This is a genomic window from uncultured Roseibium sp., from assembly GCF_947494555.1.
Classification (GTDB): domain Bacteria; phylum Pseudomonadota; class Alphaproteobacteria; order Rhizobiales; family Stappiaceae; genus Roseibium.
Map to the genome: position 1 here is coordinate 1431249 of NZ_CANLVF010000001.1, position 17963 is coordinate 1449211.

General features: G+C 56.3%; 20 protein-coding genes. 9 read left to right on the plus strand and 11 right to left on the minus strand.

The window, feature by feature from the left end:
* Positions 1 to 238: 238 nt before the first annotated feature.
* Both Q0915_RS06495 and scpA read left to right on the plus strand, forming a co-directional pair.
* Positions 239 to 2239 carry a methylmalonyl-CoA mutase family protein gene (locus Q0915_RS06495; protein WP_299480977.1) on the plus strand — a complete coding sequence of 667 codons (2001 nt, stop codon included), beginning with the start codon at positions 239 to 241 and terminating at the stop codon, positions 2237 to 2239.
* Entirely contained in the window at positions 2236 to 4401 is a 2166-nt protein-coding gene (scpA, locus tag Q0915_RS06500) for a methylmalonyl-CoA mutase (protein ID WP_299480980.1), read from the plus strand. Before Q0915_RS06495 ends, scpA begins: the two co-directional genes overlap by 4 nt.
* Before the next feature lie 71 nt (positions 4402 to 4472).
* Here the strand turns inward: scpA and Q0915_RS06505 are convergent, their stop codons facing one another.
* The gene (locus Q0915_RS06505) at positions 4473 to 4688 is read right to left on the minus strand and encodes a helix-turn-helix transcriptional regulator (RefSeq protein ID WP_299480983.1); all 216 of its coding nucleotides are present in this window, start codon (positions 4686 to 4688) and stop codon (positions 4473 to 4475) included.
* Between the two features lie 32 nt (positions 4689 to 4720).
* Positions 4721 to 5299, minus strand: coding sequence for a DUF2975 domain-containing protein (locus Q0915_RS06510; protein ID WP_299480986.1), 579 nt, complete (start codon positions 5297 to 5299; stop codon positions 4721 to 4723).
* A 246-nt stretch (positions 5300 to 5545) separates the two neighbouring features.
* Here Q0915_RS06510 and Q0915_RS06515 point away from each other — a divergent pair, with 246 nt between their 5' ends.
* Entirely contained in the window at positions 5546 to 6223 is a 678-nt protein-coding gene (locus tag Q0915_RS06515; RefSeq protein ID WP_299480989.1) for an outer membrane beta-barrel protein, read from the plus strand.
* A 261-nt stretch (positions 6224 to 6484) separates the two neighbouring features.
* On the opposite strand, the gene Q0915_RS06520 is transcribed toward Q0915_RS06515, so the two are convergent.
* Both Q0915_RS06520 and Q0915_RS06525 read right to left on the minus strand, forming a co-directional pair.
* Positions 6485 to 7147: a haloacid dehalogenase type II gene (locus tag Q0915_RS06520; RefSeq protein ID WP_299480992.1), complete on the minus strand. Its 663-nt coding sequence runs from the start codon at positions 7145 to 7147 to the stop codon at positions 6485 to 6487.
* A 103-nt stretch (positions 7148 to 7250) separates the two neighbouring features.
* On the minus strand, positions 7251 to 7685 hold the full coding sequence (locus Q0915_RS06525; protein WP_299480995.1) for a VOC family protein: 435 nt from the start codon (positions 7683 to 7685) through the stop codon (positions 7251 to 7253).
* A gap of 318 nt (positions 7686 to 8003) precedes the next feature.
* Between Q0915_RS06525 and Q0915_RS06530 the strand changes: the two genes are divergently transcribed.
* Positions 8004 to 8861: a branched-chain amino acid aminotransferase gene (locus tag Q0915_RS06530; RefSeq protein WP_299480997.1), complete on the plus strand. Its 858-nt coding sequence runs from the start codon at positions 8004 to 8006 to the stop codon at positions 8859 to 8861.
* An 11-nt stretch (positions 8862 to 8872) separates the two neighbouring features.
* Here the strand turns inward: Q0915_RS06530 and Q0915_RS06535 are convergent, their stop codons facing one another.
* Together Q0915_RS06535 and Q0915_RS06540 are read right to left on the minus strand one after the other, a co-directional pair.
* Positions 8873 to 10048: a YbfB/YjiJ family MFS transporter gene (locus tag Q0915_RS06535; RefSeq protein ID WP_299481000.1), complete on the minus strand. Its 1176-nt coding sequence runs from the start codon at positions 10046 to 10048 to the stop codon at positions 8873 to 8875.
* 274 nt (positions 10049 to 10322) lie between these two features.
* Positions 10323 to 10703 (minus strand): DUF1761 domain-containing protein, encoded by a 381-nt coding sequence (locus Q0915_RS06540; protein WP_299481003.1) that lies wholly within the window; start codon positions 10701 to 10703, stop codon positions 10323 to 10325.
* A 304-nt stretch (positions 10704 to 11007) separates the two neighbouring features.
* Here Q0915_RS06540 and Q0915_RS06545 point away from each other — a divergent pair, with 304 nt between their 5' ends.
* The 4 genes from Q0915_RS06545 (at position 11008) to Q0915_RS06560 (ending at position 13772) form a co-directional block, all read left to right on the plus strand.
* Complete coding sequence (locus tag Q0915_RS06545) at positions 11008 to 11610, plus strand: superoxide dismutase (RefSeq protein WP_299481006.1); 603 nt, start codon at positions 11008 to 11010, stop codon at positions 11608 to 11610.
* Between the two features lie 198 nt (positions 11611 to 11808).
* Entirely contained in the window at positions 11809 to 12267 is a 459-nt protein-coding gene (locus Q0915_RS06550; protein ID WP_299481009.1) for a cytochrome c, read from the plus strand.
* Positions 12268 to 12313: 46 nt separating this feature from the next.
* The gene (locus Q0915_RS06555) at positions 12314 to 13246 is read left to right on the plus strand and encodes a cytochrome c (RefSeq protein WP_299481012.1); all 933 of its coding nucleotides are present in this window, start codon (positions 12314 to 12316) and stop codon (positions 13244 to 13246) included.
* 31 nt (positions 13247 to 13277) lie between these two features.
* Positions 13278 to 13772 carry a GNAT family N-acetyltransferase gene (locus Q0915_RS06560; protein ID WP_299481015.1) on the plus strand — a complete coding sequence of 165 codons (495 nt, stop codon included), beginning with the start codon at positions 13278 to 13280 and terminating at the stop codon, positions 13770 to 13772.
* Between the two features lie 40 nt (positions 13773 to 13812).
* Here Q0915_RS06560 and Q0915_RS06565 read toward each other — a convergent pair whose 3' ends face one another.
* The 3 genes from Q0915_RS06565 to Q0915_RS06575 are packed head-to-tail and all read right to left on the minus strand — an operon-like array spanning position 13813 to position 14741.
* Positions 13813 to 14187, minus strand: a complete 375-nt coding sequence (locus Q0915_RS06565; protein ID WP_299481018.1) for a RidA family protein — start codon at positions 14185 to 14187, stop codon at positions 13813 to 13815.
* A 16-nt stretch (positions 14188 to 14203) separates the two neighbouring features.
* Positions 14204 to 14449 (minus strand): DUF2798 domain-containing protein, encoded by a 246-nt coding sequence (locus Q0915_RS06570; protein WP_299481021.1) that lies wholly within the window; start codon positions 14447 to 14449, stop codon positions 14204 to 14206.
* Positions 14430 to 14741, minus strand: a complete 312-nt coding sequence (locus tag Q0915_RS06575) for a putative quinol monooxygenase (protein WP_299481023.1) — start codon at positions 14739 to 14741, stop codon at positions 14430 to 14432. Before Q0915_RS06575 ends, Q0915_RS06570 begins: the two co-directional genes overlap by 20 nt.
* 98 nt (positions 14742 to 14839) lie before the next feature.
* Here Q0915_RS06575 and Q0915_RS06580 point away from each other — a divergent pair, with 98 nt between their 5' ends.
* Positions 14840 to 15745, plus strand: a complete 906-nt coding sequence (locus Q0915_RS06580) for a LysR family transcriptional regulator (RefSeq protein ID WP_299481027.1) — start codon at positions 14840 to 14842, stop codon at positions 15743 to 15745.
* Between the two features lie 7 nt (positions 15746 to 15752).
* Here Q0915_RS06580 and Q0915_RS06585 read toward each other — a convergent pair whose 3' ends face one another.
* Both Q0915_RS06585 and Q0915_RS06590 read right to left on the minus strand, forming a co-directional pair.
* On the minus strand, positions 15753 to 16139 hold the full coding sequence (locus tag Q0915_RS06585; protein ID WP_299481030.1) for a hypothetical protein: 387 nt from the start codon (positions 16137 to 16139) through the stop codon (positions 15753 to 15755).
* A 178-nt stretch (positions 16140 to 16317) separates the two neighbouring features.
* Complete coding sequence (locus Q0915_RS06590) at positions 16318 to 17910, minus strand: ABC transporter substrate-binding protein (RefSeq protein ID WP_299481033.1); 1593 nt, start codon at positions 17908 to 17910, stop codon at positions 16318 to 16320.
* Positions 17911 to 17963: the final 53 nt, after the last annotated feature.

Here is a 17963-nt window from a genome sequence, read left to right on the forward strand (position 1 = left end):
ATTGCATCTCCAGATCTACAATCCGGCCTGTATCTCGTTATGGGTTGTTGAAAATAAAGCGCACAATTTGCGCATTTATTCGCATTCCGGCAACAAGACGACGAGTGTGACGCACCTGTTCAAAAAATGTGATAGATTCCCTCAAGTTGGCCTGAAATCCGCGTGAACCTTACCCTTAATGCTGAGTTGCCAAGCTCCAGAAGGCCGGACTAAAACGGGGCCAAGGGAGACGATTGCAATGCCGCTCAGTTTTACCGGACCTGATAGCTTTTATTCTGTCGATGAAAACGCCTGGTGGGAATCTGTCGACCTGGCCCTGAAAGGGCGGTCCAGACAGACGCTCTTCGGATCGACGGAGGATGGCCTCGAAATTACGCCGATCTATTCCCGCCGCAGTGACGTACCGGCTCGCGAATTAAGGACAGGCGCGCAAAACTGGACACTAATGCAGCGCGTGGAAATTCCCGATCCGGTGGCTGCGAACGCCCAGATCATAGAGGATCTTCAAGGCGGGGCCGATGGTTTCGAACTGGTCTTTGCCGGGGCAGGAACATCAGATGGACACGGCATCCATGCGTCGGATCTTGCGGATTTTGAAGCCCTTTTTGATGGTGTCCTGCTAGATCTTGTCAAAATCCGCGTGAATGCGGGGGCGGGAACTCCTGAAGCAGTTGCATTGCTCCTTGCCTTTCTGGACCAACGGGGAATTGCACTCGCCGATGTCGAAATCGCGTCCGGATTCGATCCCTTTGCCTGGCTGGCAAGCCGCGCCCCAGGTTCATTCGAACTTCAATCGGCGCTCCGCCAGGCAGCGGACCTCTTACACGCAACTGAAAAATCGGGCGTATCGCTGAGAACACTGAACGCTGACGGACAAGCCTGGCATAATGCGGGCGCGACGCCAGCGCAGGAACTCGGACTTGTTCTTGCGTCTGCGACAGCCCAGCTTAGAATGCTGGAAGACACAGGGTTGAAGCCTGAAACGTGGTCGGGGCTGATGAGCCTTGCCCTGGTGGCGGATGCGGATCAATTCGGCACGATTGCAAAGGCGCGGGCAATGCGGGCGCTTTGGGCCTGTGTTCTGGACGGCGCCGGCCTACCGCAGTCGCAGACGAAACTGCACATGAGCAGTTCCTTCAGAATGCTGACCGGTCGTGATCCCTGGGTCAATCTTCTGCGCAACACTGTTGCCGTTTTTGCTGCCGGTATCGGTGGTGCAGACAGCATTTGCGCGCTGCCACATACGTTTGCGGTGGGATTGCCTGACCAACTAGCGCGCCGTTTGGCGCGCAATACACAGGCCATTTTGCTTGAAGAGAGCAATCTGGCACGTGTGAAAGATCCCGCGGCGGGCTCCGGTGCCATCGAAGACAGAACCGAAAAACTGTGCGGCGCTGCCTGGTCATTCTTCCAGACGATAGAGGCTGCGGGCGGATTGGCGGACGCCCTCGACCAAGGGCTGGTTCAAAAGCAGATCGCGACGTCGCGGGATGAACTCGACAAAAATGTTGCGCGTCGAAAACGGCCTATTACCGGGGTAAGTGAATTTCCAAACCTGTCGGAAAAGCCTGTCTCAGTGATGTCAACATCACAAACGCCATCCAAGGCCAAGACCGACGCCCCCCGCAGCAGCCTTCCGGAGCCTGGCACCGGTGAATGGACGGCTGCGGTAAAAGACGTTGCCCTCAAGGGATTTGCGCTTTCGGCGATCGTCAAACTGCCTGATTCCGATTCGAGCGAACTCGACACGGCGCGCCTTGCCGAACCTTTCGAGCAACTCAGGGCTGCCGCTGAACACGTAGCGGAAAAGACGTCGAAGCCGCCTCTGGTATTCCTGGCGACGCTCGGCAGTCTTGCTCAATACACCGCCCGTGCGACCTGGATAGCAAATGCATTTGCAGCCGGCGGCATCGATGCAGTTGCACCTGCCGTTTATCCAACATTCGATGCATTGCTGGAGGCATTCAAAGAAAGCGCTGCAACGATCGCTTGTCTCGTTTCATCGGACAGCGTTTATGAGTCCGATGCGACAGATGCCGCGGCGAGGCTGAAAGCGGCGGGTGTACAGTATCTTTATCTGGCGGGAAGACCGGGCGAGCGTGAGGCCGACCTGAAGGACAATGGCGTGGATGCTTTTGTTTATGCGGGATGTGACCTTCTGGAAATTCTGAAAGATGCTCACACGCGCCTTGCGGGGTCGGAGAACTTCGATAATCAGGCATTGGAGGTCCCGTCATGAGAAGGATCCCGAATTATTCGAACAAGTCCTTCCAGAACGGTCTCAAGAATGCGGTTCCTGGATCTGAGAAGAGCTGGTTGACACCGGAGGATATCGAGGTGAAGCCGGTTTACGGAGCCGGGGATCTGGACGGGCTTCGTCACCTCGACACATGGCCTGGGCTGCCGCCTTTCCTGCGCGGCCCATATCCGACCATGTACGTCCAGCAGCCCTGGACGGTGCGCCAATATGCCGGTTTCTCGACCGCGGAAGATTCCAACGCGTTTTACCGTCGCAACCTCGCCGCCGGGCAAAAGGGCCTTTCCGTTGCGTTCGACCTGGCAACGCACCGTGGTTATGACAGCGATCATCCAAGGGTCGCAGGCGACGTCGGTATGGCGGGCGTTGCTATTGATTCCATTTACGACATGCGAACGCTTTTCTCTGGCATCCCGCTCGACAAAATGAGTGTGTCGATGACCATGAACGGAGCGGTGCTGCCGGTTCTGGCGCTGTACATCGTGGCTGCCGAGGAGCAGGGTGTTGCGCAGAAGGATCTGTCGGGAACCATTCAGAATGACATTCTGAAGGAGTTCATGGTCCGGAACACCTATATTTATCCTCCGCAGCATTCGATGCGGATTATTTCCGATATTTTCAAATACACGTCTCAGAATATGCCGCGGTTCAACTCGATCTCGATCTCCGGCTACCACATGCAGGAAGCTGGAGCGACCGCGGACCTGGAACTTGCCTACACGATCGCCGACGGCATTGAGTATGCGCGTGCCGGTGTCGGGGCAGGCATGGATATCGACCGATTTGCGCCGCGGCTCTCATTCTTCTGGGCGATCGGCATGAATTTCTTCATGGAAGTGGCCAAGTTGCGCGCCGCGCGCCTGATCTGGGCCACGCTCATGCAGGAGAATTTCCAGCCGAAAAATGCCAAGTCGCTTTCGTTGCGCACGCATTCCCAGACCTCCGGCTGGTCATTGACCGCGCAAGACGTCTTCAACAACGTGATCCGCACGTGCGTCGAAGCAATGGCGGCGACACAGGGGCATACCCAGTCGTTGCACACCAATGCCCTTGATGAAGCGCTGGCCTTACCGACGGATTTTTCGGCGCGGATCGCGCGCAACACACAGCTTTTCCTGCAGCAGGAGAGCGGCACGACCGAAGTGATCGACCCCTGGGGCGGGTCCTACTATGTCGAAAAGCTGACGAGCGACCTTGCCGAAAAAGCGATGACGCATATTCGTGAAGTCGAAGAACTCGGCGGTATGGCCAAGGCGATTGAAAAGGGTATTCCGAAACTACGGATCGAAGAGGCGGCTGCCAAGACACAGGCCCGTATCGACAGCGGTTCTCAAACCGTGGTCGGCGTCAACAAGTTCAAGCCGGAGAGCGAAGCCGCGATTGACGTTCTTAAAGTTGACAACGCGCAGGTCCGGTCCGCGCAGATCGACAAACTGAAGCGGTTGAGGCAGGAGCGCGACGAGACCGAAACGCAGGCCGCGCTTGACGCTTTGACCAGATGCTGTGAAAGCGGAGAGGGGAACCTTCTGGATCTTTCCGTGAAGGCCGCGCGGGCGATGGCGACAGTCGGCGAGATCTCGCTGGCAATGGAGAAGGTATTCGACCGGCACAAGGCGGAAATCAAGTCGATCGCCGGGGTCTACAAGCGGGAGGCGGGCTCTATGTCTGGAACCATGGACAAGGTTCTGAAGCTGGTTGAAACGTTTGAGGAAAATGACGGACGCCGCCCGCGAATTCTGGTCGCCAAAATGGGTCAGGACGGCCATGACCGCGGACAGAAGGTCATCGCATCCGCATTCGCTGATCTTGGCTTCGACGTTGATATTGGCCCATTGTTTCAAACACCGGAAGAAGCGGCTCGGCAAGCCGTCGAGAACGATGTGCATGTTGTCGGCGTTTCGTCGCTTGCCGCCGGGCATCTCACCCTTGTTCCTGCGTTGAAAGAAGCGCTTGCCGGCGAGGGACGGGAAGACATCATGATCGTTGTCGGCGGGGTTGTGCCGCCTCAGGACTACGAAGCACTCTATCAGTCCGGAGCGTCAGCGATATTTCCACCTGGAACAGTGATTGCCGAAGCTGCCGTCGGATTGATCAGCAAGTTGAATGAGCAGCTTGGCTACGGACCCGCAGAGGCGGCGGAGTAAGCGAACACCGCGCGAGGCAATCTGTTTCGGCAAGAAGGGCGACATTTGCGCTAATACGTTTTCAGGCGGGTTTACGCATCTGAGTCTGTCTCATAGATCAGGATATCTCCCGGCTGACAGTCGAGGGCTTCGCAGATTTTCTCCAGAGTGTCGAACCGGACACCCTTGACCTTGCCGGATTTCAGCAAGGAGACGTTCTGCTCCGTGATGCCAATGCGCTCTGCCAGTTCCTTCGACCGCATCTTGCGTCGCGCAAGCATCACATCAAGTTCAATGATGATGGGCATAGCGGTGCCATTCGGACAAGTGATCAGGCCTTTTAGACAAACTGGCGGTTTTCCTCAGCAATAGTGGCTGCCTCGCGCATGATCCAGCCGAATACGAGCATCAGAGCGCCAAATATGAGGAAAAATGCCTCGCCTCCGTCAAGCGCCACCTCGATTTTTCCTTCTCCGTTGGGAAAGTCCCACGTCACAAGGACGGACAGGATCGGGTCGCTCAAGATGTCGAAAATGCCGTAGGCGAGCAACCAGATCCCGATCTTGATAATGCGAGCCAGAGTTTCCGGCGCGAAAAAGGCGGCTTTTCGGAACTGATCGAACAATTGCCTCGTGTTCCAGCAAATGCCGAGCAACAGAGCGAAGGCGCATGCCAGAACGATACCCACTCCGATCCTTTGGACAAACGGTATGTCACCAAGGTCCCGCTCGATATCGGATAGGTCCACGGTCTCCGTCACTGCATCAAGAACGACCGGCAACAGGACGGTGATCACGAGCAACGCGCCGACCACCGCGACCATTATCAAGACGACTGTCACGAACCATTTCATGGCCGTGGACAAGCGGCGGATTCGCGACAAGCGTAATTCGCGCTCAACCTGTTCAAGCTCGCTCATTGCACACTCCGATTGCCAGCCCGATAGGGTGTCTAAGCCACGATGGCCGAGATTGCAATTTAAAATATTGCTATTGACAAAAAAATTATTGTCATGAATTTTAAAATTATCGTTTTGCGATAATAAATCATCGATTGAATCCGAGAGATTCAGCAGAGCTAAGCGAGACTATGAATGGTAAGTTCCTTTGTCGATTATGGAATTCCCCTGCCTACGGATCATCAACGCGTCCGGGTGGGCAGGTCCATGCAGCGCAGTTTTTGCTACTGGCTTTGGAGGCCGGCGATTCTCTGTACTGTCCTTGGTGTCCTGATGAGCGGTGCTTACGGTGCCGATCTCAACAGCTCCGAACAGCCCACAATGGGAATCTTTGCGTCAGGACATGCTCTTTGGGCAGGTCCTTACCTGGGTTTTGAAGGCGGTATTGCCCAGACCGTCACGGACGTAAAGGCCAACAACAGAACCGAGGAGCTGTCGCACGTAAATGCCGCCTTTGGCCTTTATGGTGGGTATAACTGGGAGGTATCGCGCGTTGTCCTGGGCGTGGAAGCTGCCGCGTCCTACCTTGGAGGAACTGAAAAAGGCGACCACCCTACGCTGGGCCCAGTCGAGGCGCGGGCCAGCTGGACTGCGGCGGCCAAGGCCAGGGCCGGGCTGCCGATCGGAAACTTCATGCCCTACCTGAGCGCCGGCATTGCGGCGACTGAGCACAGTCTTACCGCAAACGGAAAAGAGGAGACCTCGGTTTCCATCGGCCCGGTGGTCGGCGCTGGACTGGAAGTCGCCTTGAAGGACAGGTGGCGCGTGCGTGCTGACTATTCCCTGACGGGGATCATCGACGACACCTCACGTTTCGGCGGAGCAGACGTAGAGCGGATGTCAGGAAATCAAAGGTTGATGCTCGGGATTTCCCGATCCTTCTGACTTATTTCAGAGCATGCGCACCAAGCAGTGTTTCCTTCGAAAGGAGACACTGCGCTTTGCTTTGACTGCTAGATACAGATCTAGGCGTCACAGGCCTTGGAACATCAAGCAGTGTTTCAGCCCAATATGCTGTGCTGCCGGGCAGGGTAGCGCAGACCTGAAAAGTCTGCCCTCAGTGTCACATCATTCGACGTGTGCTCGTCTCGGCTAAGACCGTTTACGCCCATTGTAAGCCTGGGCCAGCGCGCCGCACATGGTCCCTCAACCGAGAGCGGCAAGGCCCGTCAGGTCTGCTAGTACGGCTTTGGGCGCCAGATCGGTATATTCGTCCGGCATACCCATTCTGTTCATCCAGACGGTTCTGAACCCGAAGGCTGTGGCGCCTGCTATGTCCCATCTGTTGGAGGACTGGAACGACACCTCTTCGGGATAGATACGAAAATGTGTCGTGACCATTTCATAGACCTGCGGGTCGGTCTTGAAGGTTCTGAGATCGTCGACTGAAAAAATCTCGTCAAGAAGCTCCGTCAAACCGGCCGCCTTGGCTGCCGCATCCAGCATTGCCGGCGATCCGTTCGACAGAATTGCGATTTTGGCGCCCGTGGCCCTCAAATCCGTTAGCACTTGTGGAACTTCCGCGTAGCAATCCAGTTCCCAATAGGCGTTGAGCAGGTCGCTCCGCAAGGATCTGTCGGCGCTCGGCACCAGTGCAAAAGCGGTATCGAGACCCTCCTGGGTAAGTTCCCAAAAATCCTTGTATTGGCCCATCAGCGCGCGAACCCAAGAATACTCCAACTGCTTTTCACGCCAAATGGAGGACAGCCTCTGTGCATCCGGTCCCAGTTTTTCCGCGTGCTTGCGCACGGCAGCATGGACATCGAACAAAGTGCCATAAGCATCGAATACAAAAGCCGCGTGCGCCATGGGCCGGATTCCTTGTCAGGTTTACAAATCGCCGGAAGAAAACCTCGCGGCAGCCGATGCGTCAAGCGTGCGCTCGTGCGACAAAAGATTAAAGTTGAAATTCCTATTGCGCAGGGGGCAACTTGATCGCGCCGTCTTCTTCAATCTGCCAGAAGGGATTGTAGGCGATCTCGAGCAAATGACCGCCTGGAACTTCAACATAGGACGAATATCCGCCCCAGAAAGCCTTTTCCGGACGCTTCACGATCTTACCCCCGGCGTTGACCGCAAGTTTGAACGCGGCGTCCACGTCCTCTTCCGAGCGTGCATTCCAGGCAAGTGTGATTGCACCGCTCGTCTGCTTCGTCACCTCCTGACCGATCTCCCGTTCCAGAGCGTCGCGGCTATAGAGTGCGAATACGGCTCCGATAATCTGAAAAAACACGACGTCAGGCGAAGGTGCGGCATTTACCTGCCAGCCGAGCCCGTCTTCGAAAAACCGGCGTGCTTCAGCAACGTCGGGCACTGCCAACGTCGTCATCGATATACGTTGTTCCATTGGTCTTCCTTCCGAATGAGAGGGAACATATAGTGAACAAATTTGGAGTGCTGTCAATGATCGAATCTTGGATCGTGCACTCCATCTTTTCACGCGGTGTCGGCACAGACGGGGCAGAATTCCTGTTTCATAACCCGGCGGGCTCGCAAATAATTTCCGGAAATTGCGTGCTTGTCGAAGAGTTTTGTCCCGTCACACGTCAAAGCGAGAAAGAAAAGCGGCAAATTTCCCGTTCCATCGGGTAGTCTATTGACCTGAGGAGTTTGCAGGTGTTCGCTCACGGGAGTGCGCACCGGTCGAATGAAAAAGGGAATGGCGATGAGCGGATGGAGCGATACGTGGACCTGGATTGACGGGACCTGGCACGAGGGAAACCCGCCGATCATGGGACCGCGCACACACGCTTCCTGGCTCGGTTCAAGCGTATTCGACGGCGGCCGGTTCTTCGAAGGCGTCATGCCCGACATCGACCTTCACTGCAAACGCGTAAACGATTCCGCACTCGCTCTTGGTATGAAGCCGACGATGCAGGTCGGAGAAATGGTTGAACTGACGCGAGAAGGGTGCGCGAAGTTCAACAGGGATCAGCATATTTACGTCAAGCCGATGTACTGGGCGGAGTCCGATGGACCTGGTGTCATCACGGGCGATCCCGACAGCACCCGTTTTTGCATGTGCTTGTTCGATGCGCCGATGGCGCCGAAGGACGCGGCCATGAGCATAACCTTGTCACCTTACAGACGCCCGACAATGGAATGCATGCCGGTCAATGCCAAGGCAGGCTGCCTCTATCCCAATAATGCGCGCGCCATGCTTGAGGCCAAGGAGCGGGGTTTCGACAACGCGGTTGTGCGGGACATGGTCGGCAATGTCGCCGAATTGACTTCAGCTAATATCTTCATGGCGAAGGACGGCCAGATACACACGCCAACGCCCAACGGAACCTTTTTGAACGGTATCACCCGGCAGCGCATCATCCAGTTGCTCCGTTCTGACGGATACGAGGTGTTCGAGCGCACCATGCACTACGATGAGTTTCTCGACGCCGACGAAATTTTCTCAACGGGAAACTACAGTAAGGTGACGCCCGTCAAGCGCATTGAAAAACGGGACCTGCAACCTGGTCCCGTCGCGGCGCGCGCGCGCGATCTCTACTGGGATTTCTCGCACAAATAAGGGTCTCAACGTCACTCGCGTACGATCAGCGCGGCGGCAATCAGCAAAGCTGCAGCCGCGGCGAGGGAAGGCGCTTCGAATGACCCGGTTGCCGTATGAAGTAACCCCGCGAACCAGGGACCGGCAACCTGACCAAGGCCAAAACTGGCGGTCAGGATCGCAAGCATCTGTCTGACGGCCGCCGGGCCGCCCGCCTGCGCCTGCCGGCGGCCTTCCATAAGCCCGAGCGCCGTGATCCCCATGAACGTACCGCCAAGCAGACCGGCGCCCAGCAAAAAGAGCGCGGGCATGGAGCTGACCACCGTCATGGCGACGCCTGTGGATTCCAAAACGCAGGCAAGCGCGAATGCTTTGCGTGCGCCTGTCCGGGTGGCCACCTTGTTCCACGCGTATACCGATGGCGCCGCAGCCAGGCCGACGATCAGCCAAACGAACTGCTCGCTCGACTGAAGCGAGGGATCAGAGCGTGCAATTGCAGAGACAAAGGTTGCCGTGATGACATAGCCGAAACCGAAGAGACCATAGGCGGCGACCAGCCTGACAAGACTTCCGCTCAGTTTGGCGTCGTGGGTTTCAGATCGCTGATTTTCGGCGGGTTTTGAGGCAGTTTGATCGGGTGGGGGAGGCACAAGTCGTACCGCCATTGCAAACAAGGCCAGGGTCACGAGGCCGCTGGCAACCCAGAGATAGCGCCAGTCGGAAGAATAAAGCGACAGAACGGCGATCATTAATGCGGAAAACGCTATGCCGATGCCGACACCTGCAAAATGGAGGGCTGACAAACCTGCGTGGCCGCCCGCATTCAGCCGTTCAAGGACCAAAGTCGTCGAAAAAACGAGAACGAACGCGCTTGCCATACCGCTCAGGAAGCGGATGAGCAAAAACACTGTCAGGTCGGTCGTCAGGGCCATGACAATGCTGGTGACCGCGCTGCCCAATAGTCCGCCAAGGAACCAGTGCCGTGGATTTCCCGGAAGTGATCTGGCAGCGCCGGCAAGAGCTCCCGTCAGGTAGCCAAGGAAGTTGGCGGATGCGATCAGACCGGCGTCATTTGCCGGAAGACCCAGGCCATCGGACATGAATGGCAGGATTGGCGTGTAGACAAACCTGCCAATGCCCATTGCCGCTGCAAGTGAGAGCAATCCACCAAAGGCAAGCATCATGTGAGAGCGTTCTTGTCTCGACATCCGGTCCTCAGGAACGATCGGGAAAAGCGCAGTTGCAGGTGATAAGGAACTCAAAAAGACGTGGCGGCTGACTCGCGATGTTACAGCCAATGCACAAGGGTTACAAACACCGGAGTGGGCAGCATTTGCAACGTACCCGAACCGAATAGGTGGGGGCCACGGCCGATTGAGATTTGAGACACAACGATTGGCGGCACACACCTAGTGACAAACCATGCGGCAGGCAGAGATGCCAACGCGCCATTCAAGCGCGAAACTGCAATGCGCGGAAAACTCAGAGGATCCCCTGGGCAGCGATCATCAAGACACCTGAGCCAACAATGTAGCCACCGTCGATCATGAGTGCTGCGCCCGACTTCTTACAAAACGCACCGTTTGAGACAGTCAAAAGCGCTGCGGCCAATATGGCGAGAACCGCGGTCAGAAGGGCATCGATGGTGGCAGTAACGCCGATCACACTGGCAAGGCAGAACAGCGCGAGTATCTGCAGGAGCATGGCGACAAGAGGTGGACGACTTTCCGGCGTCAACTCGACACCCGACCCAGCGGCCCAGGTTTTGGCGAAGAGCAGCGGGGAGTAGACAAGCCAACCGAATAAAAACGCTGCGATTGTTCCGACAGCCACGGCAATCCAGTTTACGGCATCAAATTCCATGCTCGCCTCCATTTCGAAGTCTTCCGGCCGAACACGTCAGCCGTTCTCCACCAGTTCATTCAACCTTTTTGTTGAATTAACAGCCGTCAATCAAATAGTCAACTCATTGGTTAAGTTTCGAAGTGCCTTGTTTGAGGTTCAATTCGTCCGGCAGGCGCTGCTACAAAAAAAAAGAAAAAAATTATTTTATTTTCCGCTTCCGAACTTGCCGTGCGCGCCATGGAATCCTATTTTGCCGCTCGAAGCGACACGTGTATCGTGATGCACGGGCTCGCCAGTCCCCGACCCTTCTGAGGAGTTTGTCATGTCTTTCGAATTGCCTGACCTGCCATATGCTTATGACGCGCTGGCCCCCTACATGTCCGCCGAAACGCTTGAGTTCCACCACGACAAACACCATCAGGCCTATGTGACCAAAGGCAACGAGCTGCTCGCCGGCAGTGGCCTTGAAGGCAAGTCTCTGGAAGAGATCGTCAAGGGCAGCTTCGGCAGCAATGCACCTTTGTTCAACAATGCAGGTCAGCACTACAATCACATTCATTTCTGGAAATGGATGAAGAAAGACGGCGGCGGCACTTCTTTGCCAGGCGCTCTGGCGTCCGCGATCGACAGCGACCTCGGCGGTTATGACAAGTTCCGTGCGGATTTCATTGCCGCGGGTATCGGTCAGTTTGGTTCCGGTTGGGCGTGGCTGGCAGTCAAGGACGGCAAACTGGAAATCATGAAAACACCGAACGGCGAAAACCCGCTGGTTCACGGCGCAGTGCCGGTGCTCGGCTGTGATGTTTGGGAACATTCCTACTATATCGATTACCGCAATGCGCGGCCGAAGTACCTGGAAGCATTTGTCGACAACATGGTGAACTGGGATTATGTCCTGGAACTCTATGAAGCTGCAGCGAAGTAACCTCCGGCTTCAAGCGCATTTCGAAACCCCGGTCCGCAAGGACCGGGGTTTTTTTGTTGTTCGGCAAAAGCGAATACATCTGGTTACAAAAGAAAGGCGTGATCACGCGAGCGTGATTTCATTCCGATGGCATACTTGGGCTGTACTTACCCATGTTCGCACCGCATCACCGGTGTATTGATCGAGAGGGAGAGGATCATGCGCAACGCAAGGAAAGTTGCCGCCATTTTCATGGTGGCCGGTTTTGGATTCGCCGGATCTGTGCAGGCAGCGGATGATCCGATTGCGACACGCCAGGCGATCATGGCGTCGGTCGGCGCTGCCGCCGGTCTCGGCGGAGGGATGATGAAGGGCGAAGTCGCCTATACTCCTGTTGCCGGAAAAGCGGCCATCGCAGCGATGAACGCCGCCGCTGATTCCTTTGGCAGCTTCTTCCCCGCAGGATCGGACCAGGGCGATACCGGCGCTTTACCGGCCATCTGGGAAAATGCGGATGGGTTTGGCGCTGAACTGGCGAAGTTTTCAGCGGCGACCGGAAAAGCCATGGAGGCAGCGGGTAAAGCAGGACCTGCGGATCTTGATGCTTTCAAGGCGGCCATGGGACCGGTGTTCGGCACTTGCAAATCGTGTCACGAAACTTACCGTAAGAAGAACTGACCGGCTATTTTCCCTGTTGCCGGAATAGTCGGCCGCGGAGAGACCCATGAAAAAGGCATTGATTGTCCTTGTCGCGCTTGCTGTTGTCGCAGCAGGCATCGGATGGGTGCTGTCCGCACCGACGCGAATGAGCGAGCAGCAGGCCGCAAACCTTCAATCCGGAGACCCGGTCCAGGGTGAACTGGTGTTCTGGGCGGGCGGGTGTGCATCCTGTCACGCAGCGCCCGATGCCAAGGGCGACGAGCTGCTCAAACTCGGCGGTGGATTGCGGTTGGAGACACCATTCGGGGTTTTTGTCGCGCCGAACATTTCCTCCAGTGAAACCGACGGCATCGGAGGCTGGTCGCTGACAGATTTTGCCAATGCCATGACGCACGGGACATCGCCGGACGGCTTGAACTATTACCCGGCTTTTCCATACACATCCTATACACGCATGACCGGTGAGGATCTAGGCGATCTCTACGCCTTCATGAAAACGCTTCCTGAAGTGCAAGGCAATGCTGGTCCGCACGAACTCGGGTTCCCGTTCAACATTCGCCGCGGCCTCGGTCTTTGGAAGCGCCTTTTTCTGGATCCTGAACCCGTGATTGCGACGCCGGTTGGCGACGGATCCGTGGATCAGGCCCTTTGGGATCGCGGGCGGTATCTCGTGGAAGGACCGGGTCATTGCGGTGAATGCCATACGCCGCGGGACCTTGCGGGCGGGTTGAAACTGGCCGAATGGCTGGGAGGAGCTCCGGCACCGACAGGAGAGGGACGTATTCCCGATATCACGCCGGTGGACGGGAAATTCGGCAGCTGGAGCGCGACTGACATTGCCTATTATCTGGAGAGCGGTTTTACGCCTGAATACGATTCCGTCGGCGGTGAAATGGTGAAGGTTCAGGAGAACATGGCGAGATTGCCTGCAGGTGACCGAGAAGCGATTGCCGCCTATCTAAAGGCAATTCCACCTGTCATCGAAGCTACAAATTGACTCCTCAGCGGCATCTGACTATCGAAGCCAAATGATCCGAGAAAACAGCATTTCAGTCACCCCGGTTGAATCAGACACCGAACTCTCCGCGGTCAAATCCCTGTTTAGGGCCTATGTCGACTGGCTCGGCATTGACCTCACTTATCAGGGGTTTGAGGAAGAACTCGCCGGAATGCCGGGGAAGTACGCCCCACCCAAAGGTGCTTTGTTTGTCGCAAAGGATACGGATGGCTCCATCCTTGGATGCGTCGGATTGCGTCCGTTCGACGATGACGGCAGCTGCGAGATGAAGCGGCTCTACGTTTTGCCAGAAGGGCGTGGAAAAGGTGTCGGTGCGGCGCTCGTGACGCGTGTTTTGGAGGCGGCGGTGGCGGCAGGCTATCGACAAATGCTGCTCGATACGCTGCCGACGATGACCGGGGCCGTGAAGCTTTACACGGCCGCCGGATTCGAGCAGATATCCGCCTATTACGAAACGCCGATTGAAGAAACGGTTTTCTTCCGAAAACTGCTTCAGGCCGGCTAGCAGAACGACATCTGCATGAAACTTGCGGAACACCAACACCTCACAGTGCGAAAATCCCCTCGATCTCGACACGCAGGTCCGGCGAAAACAGTCCGGCGACCAGGACCAGAGAACTCGCCGGAACGGCGTTGCCATAGCCATTTTTGAGTGCTTCCCGGATACCCGGAATATCATCCGGATCGGTGAAGAACACCGTGACTTTCACAAGATCCTCAAGGCTCTTTCCGTTTTCGCGGGCGATGAAATCGAGCTGCTTCAGGATTGCACTTGTCTGCTCAGCTGCAGATCCTGACTGTGCATTTGTGCCAAAAGCCGTGAAACCGGATGTGAACAGCATCGTGCCCTGCGAAACGGCGTGGGTATAGGGTCCGACCGGAAGTCCCAGTTCTTCAAAATTCTGTCGCGATATCGGCATGTTGGTTATCCTGGTGTCAGGGCAGGCGCTGCGCAACAATTCCAGCGACCCGTTCAACGACGGGACCGAGGCAAAAGGCGATGACCGCAGCGGCGGGCCAAGCCAGACGAAACGCTTCCATCCATTGGCCGACAAAGGCGTCGCTCCAGCCCAAGTTGATAAAGGTCACCCAACACGACATTAAAAATGACAGGCCGAATGACATGAAGAAGGTGGCAATCAGCCTGCGTTTCATGGCGATCTCACCTGGTGTCCGCTTCAAGCGCCTGTCCGATTTCGGATAGCTCCTCGATGTAATTCACCTCGGTCAGGTCGCGGGCAAGGTAAGCCTTCGTGTGTTCGGCTTCGAAATGATCCGCGAGCGCCTGCTTGTCCGTCCAGCGCTCCCACAGCGTAAACTTGCCGGGTTCCTTGAGATTTTGGCGGATTTCGAACAGCAGGCACCCGGGTTCGCTCTGGGTCTGCTCGGCAAGACGCCGCAATTCGTCCTGCGCCTCTTTCAAGCTGGCGCCCGGTTTGAGTTCAATTCCAGCGCTTATGAAATATTTGGACATGTGCATTTCCTTGTCTTCATTTGGCAAGGAAGATTTATTGATTTCTTTTCGGTCAATCTATATTTGAAATCGAGATTTTAAATTCCGAAAATGAAATCATGCTCGACGATATCTCTCTCTTCATTCACATCACCCAATGCCGAAGTCTTGCTGCGGCGGCGAGCAAACTGGACCTGCCGGCTGCGACGGTAACCCGCCGGTTGAGACGGCTGGAAGAAACACTTGGCGCCAGGCTCATTCATCGATCCGCACGGAAGTTTTCGCTGACAAGCGAGGGGGAAGCTTATTACGCTTCCCTTGCCGATCTGATGGTCCAGGCCGAGGCGACGCTGCAAAACCTGAAAACGGACCTGCATCAGATACGCGGGCCCTTGCGGGTCGCTGCGCCGACCAATGCTTCCATCGGTGTCCTGTCACCCATGTGGTCCGGTTTCCTGAAGGCTTATCCGGAAATCCGCCTCACATTGAGTCTGAGCAACGACAACAAGGACCTTCAGGACAACCGCTTTGATCTTGCGCTCAGGTTCGGTGCACAGACGGATGTCTCGCTCTACCAGAAACGTATTGGCAGCGTGGCAACCATGATGGTGGCATCACCGGAATACGTTGCGCACAAGGGCGCTCCGCAAAGTCTCGAGGATCTGCATCAGCACAAGCTTATCTGGGTCTCATCGCTGCCGAGTTGGCACCTTAGGAACCGGCACTCGGGGGCTGAGGAAACCATTTACCTGAGTGCGGATATTGCAGTCGATGACATCACGCTGGCGCGCCAGATCGTATCGGACGGTCATGGTATCGCCCTTCTGCCGGTGACGGAGGCGGCCGCGGATCTTGAAGCCGGAAAGCTGGAGCCTGTGCTGCCGGCCTGGACTGGACAGGTTCGAAACGCCTATCTGGTCTGGCCGACAGGCCGCCTTTTGAGTGCGCGTGCAATATCGCTTTGCGACTTCATTGAAGACTTCATGGCCGCCAGAAAGATACTTCAGGGCGGGCTGCCGCTGTGATCCCATGTCACGCGGTGTGCGGGTTGCACCTTATGAAGCGGGGAACGTCGATGTAAGAGCGCATGGCGGAGAGCCAGGCAAGGCACTCCTGTTGCGTTCGGAAGCAACCGGCCTGTGAAATCTGGTACCTGTTGCTGAAATCATAAACCACACCGCTAGCAATGCCTTTCCAGCCCGATCCAGAAAAGTTGCGGCAGTCATATTGTGTGTTCTGCGTGTAGGGCAGGCTCTGCCGGGTCTTGTTGAATGTTGGTGCGAACAAGAGATCCGATGGTGTCTGAAACTGCTGCTGACAGGCAACCAACGCAAAAGCCGAGACTGCAACGAATGACGCACGCAGCAGAGACCGGACGGTGGTTTTCCGCTTTGCGTTCTTTCGAGTTTGGCTTTGCATTGCATGCTCCATTTGAGATCGCACTATCACATGAATTCCAATTCAACAGACTGAATTCCAATATGAATCACTTGAGCGGAAGAGCAGGGCAAAATCAAGACGCGAGTATGTGAAGCTCTCTCAAAAAAACGGCGCCCGAAAGCGCCGTTTGTCTCTTCATGCTCGACGAGGAGCGGCGTCAGTTCACGTTGATCCAGCGCAGCATCAGGAAGTTGTCGGCCCGCTGCGTCAAATCCACGTTCGCTTTCGAGCCCCACAGAAGCGGCTGAATGTGAAGCGGTACATAGACAACGTCGTCGCGAATGATCTTGGCGACTTCATCGAGCATTGCCTGACGCTTTTCGGCGTCGATTTCCTTCTGGATCAGAGACAGCAGTTCATCCACGCGCGCGTTCGAATAGCCGCCGAAGTTCCAGCTGCCGAGTTTCTTTTCGTCATTCTTGGTCGTGACCAGGAAACGGACGGGATGCTCGGCGTCGAATGTGCCGGGCGACCAGCCGAGAAGATACATGTCGAAATTGCCCGCGCGCAGTTCCGGCCAGTAGTTTCGCACCGGCATGGCATTGAGTTCGGCTTTCATGCCGGCCTGTGTCAGCATTGCGGACATCGCCTTGCAGAGTGCCTCGTCGTTGATGTAGCGGTCATTCGGGCACATAAGGCCGAAAGAAAAGCCGTCCGGATAGCCTGCCTCTGCCAGCAGAGCCTTTGCACCATCCAGGTCGTAGCCGATCCGGTCCGTCGCCGCGTTGCTGTGCCCCTTCATCTGCGCGCTGACAAGCTGTGTCGCCACTTCCGCGTTGCCGCGCATGATCTTGTCGACAAGAGCTTCTGCGTTGATGGCCTTCTGGACAGCCTCGCGCACCTTCACGTCCTTGAAGGGGTTCTTGTCACTCGTTTCGTCCGAGTATTTCAGGGCGTCATGTCCATGGGCAAAACCCAGCATGATCACACGCGCCTCAATGCCCTGGTGCAATGTCAGCCCGTCCTGGTTCTCGATCCGGGACACGTCCTGAACCGGAACCGGATTGATCAGGTCGACCTGTCCGCTCAATAACCCGGAAACGGCGGTTGCCGGATTGGCGATTGGAAGGAAGGTTGCCTTGGTCAGATTGTGCTGTTTTTCGTCCCACCAGCCGTCGAATGGCTCCAGAACGGTCTGAACGCCGGGCTCGCGGGAGGCGAGCACAAACGGGCCCGTACCGTTTGCATTGAGTGTCGCGTAGGTCTCTTCTTCCTTGGCGGGCCGCACCGCCCCGTTGGCCTCCGCCCAACCTTTGTCCATGATCATGAAGTTGGCGATTGAATCGGGAAAGATCGGATTGGGCGCATGGGTCAGAAAGTCGACCGTATAGTCATCGACAATCTTGACCTCTTTCACGGGTGCGAACCAGGAGCTTGTGTCGGCTTCTTCCGAAGAGGCGCGTTCATAGGAGAACAGGACGTCTTCCGCCGTGAGGTCGGCGCCATCGTGGAACTTTACACCTTCGCGCAGCTTGAAGCGCCAGCCGTCGCCGCCGAGAGGCTCCCAGCTTTCCGCAAGGGATCCTTCGATCTGCATGTTCTTGTCGCGCCTTACAAGGCCTTCATAAACATTGTTCAGGAAGCCGAGAACCGGTGCGGAGTTCACCGCGTGGGGGTCCATGGTTTGCGGATCCGTCGGCGAGGACCAGCGAAGCTCTGCAGCGCTTGCAAGCGAAACAGAGGAAAGCAGGGCGGCGGCAAGAGTAAAACCGGTTGCGGTGAAACAGCCCCGGCGCAATGACTTTGTCATGACATCCCCTTTGTGCGTTGTTGTAACGGTGTTTTGAAAACAACCTAAGCTAT